The sequence below is a fragment of the Trebonia sp. genome (assembly GCF_049794275.1).
Classification (GTDB): Bacteria; Actinomycetota; Actinomycetes; order Streptosporangiales; family Streptosporangiaceae; genus Trebonia.
Genome location: NZ_JBARCR010001085.1, coordinates 1 through 3,298, shown reverse-complemented (window position 1 = coordinate 3,298; position 3,298 = coordinate 1). Strand labels below are relative to the sequence as shown.

Sequence of the window (3,298 nt, the reverse complement as noted above, 5' to 3'; positions counted from 1 at the left end):
GGTGTGCGGTGCGGCCGCCGGGCTCGGCGCGTTGCGAGTGCCGGGGGGCACCGAGTCCGGGCCGGTGGCCGCCGCCCTGGCGGCCGTCGTGCGCTCGGCGAACAGCACGTAGTGGAAGATCAGGAACCGCAGCAGGAACGTGAAGCAGTTGGCCAGCAGCCAGATGAAGTCGACCCACAGCACGTGCTTGACGCCGGTCAGGCCCAGCCACGACGCCGAGTGGTAGGCGAACTTCACTGCCAGTGTGAGGATCACGATCACTACGGCGGAGATCACCCAGAACGGCACGGTCTCCCTGAGCACGTCCGGCTTGCCCTTGCGCTCCCACGCCCACCGGCTCAGCACGTAGCTGACCACGGCGCCGCAGAACCAGCTCACCAGCGCGGCCGGCGTCGACGTCATGTGGAACACGCCGTTGCACAAGGTCAGCGCGATTTCGGTCACGGTCAGCGAGACGGCTGCCACGACGACGAATCGCGTGAAACGCACACCTACCTTGGAGCGGAGCTTCCCCCACAGCCGATTATCCGCGAATGCCATGGACTTCCTCATGTTGGGAACCGACGATTACCCAGGAAAACAGCACAGAAACCGCAGGCCCTACGACACATCCCGCCAGGCCCGATGAGCTGACCGGCGCCAACGGCAATGCTTCGGTCACGCGTACCAATAGCACGTTACCCTGTAACGGGAGGTGACGGTATGAAGATCCTGGTACTAGGCGGAGACGGGTACCTGGGCTGGCCAACGGCGCTGCACCTGTCGGAGCACGGTCACCAGGTGGCTGTCGCCGACAACTTCGCGCGCCGGCACTATGACGACGAGCTCGGCGTGGAGAGCCTGGTCCCGATCGAGCCGCTCCGGGTCCGCATCGCCGCCTGGAAGGAAATCACCGGCAAGGACATCGGCTGCTATGTCGGCGACCTCTGCGACCCGGTGTTCGCCTACCGGATGATCAGTGACTTCCGCCCGGACGCGGTGGTGCACTACGCCGAGCAGCGCGCCGCGCCGTACTCGATGATCGACCGCGGTCACGCGGTCTACACCCAGTCGAATAACGTGCTCGGCACCCTCACGCTGCTGTACGCCATCGCCGAGATCGATCCCCGCATCCACCTGGTCAAGCTCGGCTCGATCGGCGTGTACGGCACGCCGAACATCGACATCGAGGAAGGCTGGCTGGACATCGAGTACAACGGGCGCAGGGACCGGGTCATGTTCCCCAAGCGCCCCGGCTCGTTCTACCACCTGTCCAAAGTGCACGACGCGCACAACATCGAGTTCGCCTGCCGGATCTGGGACCTGCGTGCCACCGACCTGAACCAGGGCGTGGTCTACGGCCAGCAGACGCCGGAGACCGCCCGCGACGACAGGCTCGCGACCAGGTTCGACTACGACGCGGTGTTCGGCACGGTGCTGAACAGGTTCGTGATCGAGGCGGTCATCGGCCACCCGCTCACCGTCTACGGCACCGGCGGCCAGATCCGCGGCCTGATCGATATCAGGGACACGGTGCGGTGCATCCAGCTCGCCTGCGAGAACCCGGCCAACAAGGGGGAGTTCCGGGTCTTCAACCAGATGACCGAGTCGCTGTCGGTCCGGGAGATCGCCGACACGGTGGCGAGTGCCTACCCAGGCGAGGTCACGATCGAGGAACTGGACAACCCGCGGGTCGAAGCGCCCGAGCACTACTACAAGGTCGCGCACACCAAGCTCGTCGACCTCGGCCTCGACCCGCATCTGCTGTCCGACACGCTCATCGAGTCGCTGTTCGAGATCACCAAGCGGTACGCGCACCGGGTCCGCCCAGAGGCGCTCCGCCCCACCGTCAACTGGCGCTCCCCGTCATCGAGCTGACGCGGAACACCTGCCACCGCAGGCCGCGGCGCTTAGGGACGAGCGTGGCCTGCTCCCGGCGGACCTTCGCCACCAGCCGGTAGCGTGCCGCGGCCCGCAGCCGGTCGTTCTCGATAGCGGCCAGGGTGTGTGTCGGGAAGTACAGCATGACGCTCTCCTCGTCATCGAAGGCCGCCGCGGTCCGGCTGGCCCCTTCACTGTGACGACGGACGACTGGCGCCGAAATCGACACGCTAATAGGCGCCAGGGGAAGCGAATGCCTGCCGGATGCGGGCGATCACGAGTTCTGGTGTCTTGAAGAGCTCGCGCCAGGTGAAGTGGACGACCTTGTAGCCCGCGTCGCGCAGCAGGCGGTCCCGCTGGAACTGCGCGATCAGGTCCTTGTCGGCGGCGTACTTAGCCAGCCCGTCGGCTTCGACGATCACCCGGTGCGCGCGCCAGAAGAAGTCGACGAGGAAGGCGTGCGCCGGCAGGTGGATGGTGACCTGGAGCTCTGGCGGGTCAAGCCCGGACTCGTCGAAGACGACTCGTGCCGCCGACTCCAGCGCCGATCCGGCGCGCTCATCGGCGAACGAGACCACCCGGCGAGCCTGCCGGACGCCCGGCCAGCTGACGCACGAGTCCAGGATCTGACGCAGCTCCGGCTTCGCGGCCCTCTCCGCGTGCAACGCCGAGTCCGCCACTACGACCGCATCCACGAACGGCAACGTCCGCGCGAGATCAACAACAGTCCGCGCGGCCGTCGTGACCGGCAGGTTATACAGCCTGGTCACATGCTCGGCCGGAAGGTCCGCGGAGTGGAAAGTAACCCCAGCGGACGCCGGCCTTTTCCAGTGCCTATCCGCCGGAAGGGTTACCGTCACGGTCTCGCTAGGCGGCGATTCCAATAGGTCCAGCCGGTGAAGTACGGCGGCAGAGTGGTAGCTCGCGACGGCATCGCGGCCGACCCACGTCCGGACGGCGATGACGCTGAGGACGTGGTTGCGAACCGGATCGTCCTTCGCCCAGTCCGCCGCGCTCCTGGTCGCGTAGGTTCCCTGCCTGATCCGGACCAGGTCGCCGGAGCTCGTTAGTGTGCGCAGCATCTTGGGTGAGACACCAGCAGCACGCCACCCTTGGCTCGTCATGACCCGGCTCTTACTGAGAGCATCCAAGACATTACGTTCAGCCACATTCTAATAATGACAAACCCATGGCGGAAATGCGACTTCGTATCACTTTTGGCCCTAATCCTCATCTTCGTATCACTTTTAGCCCTTTTCGTGTCCGATTTGTCGGGATTTAAGGGCGATAAGTGAGGTTCTGGCCCGTATTTCGTGACGGTAGCGAGCCTGTGTGGCTGGTGTAACGATCAGGGGTGTTTTGGGTCGTGGCCGGTGTGTTGTTTTGAGGGGGCAAGGGGCTCCTGGTAGGGCGGCGGTTGTCTACGCCAGCCGTCTTC

The 3,298-nt window shown here is 65.2% G+C and carries 4 protein-coding genes; 1 reads left to right on the top strand and 3 read right to left on the bottom strand.

Annotated features, from left to right (window positions below):
- Positions 1-540 (bottom strand): GtrA family protein (locus WA805_RS27060; protein ID WP_425243756.1); only part of this gene is annotated, 540 nt, incomplete at its 3' end.
- Positions 541-702: 162 nt separating this feature from the next.
- On the opposite strand from WA805_RS27060, the gene WA805_RS27055 reads away from it, so the two are divergent.
- Entirely contained in the window at positions 703-1,857 is a 1,155-nt protein-coding gene (locus tag WA805_RS27055) for an NAD-dependent epimerase/dehydratase family protein (protein WP_422282151.1), read from the top strand.
- Here WA805_RS27055 and WA805_RS27050 read toward each other — a convergent pair.
- Together WA805_RS27050 and WA805_RS27045 are read right to left on the bottom strand one after the other, a co-directional pair.
- Entirely contained in the window at positions 1,829-2,005 is a 177-nt protein-coding gene (locus tag WA805_RS27050) for a hypothetical protein (RefSeq protein WP_422286086.1), read from the bottom strand. The genes WA805_RS27055 and WA805_RS27050 overlap by 29 nt on opposite strands.
- Positions 2,006-2,090: 85 nt before the next feature.
- On the bottom strand, positions 2,091-2,984 hold the full coding sequence (locus WA805_RS27045; protein WP_422286085.1) for a DUF559 domain-containing protein: 894 nt from the start codon (positions 2,982-2,984) through the stop codon (positions 2,091-2,093).
- Positions 2,985-3,298: the final 314 nt, after the last annotated feature.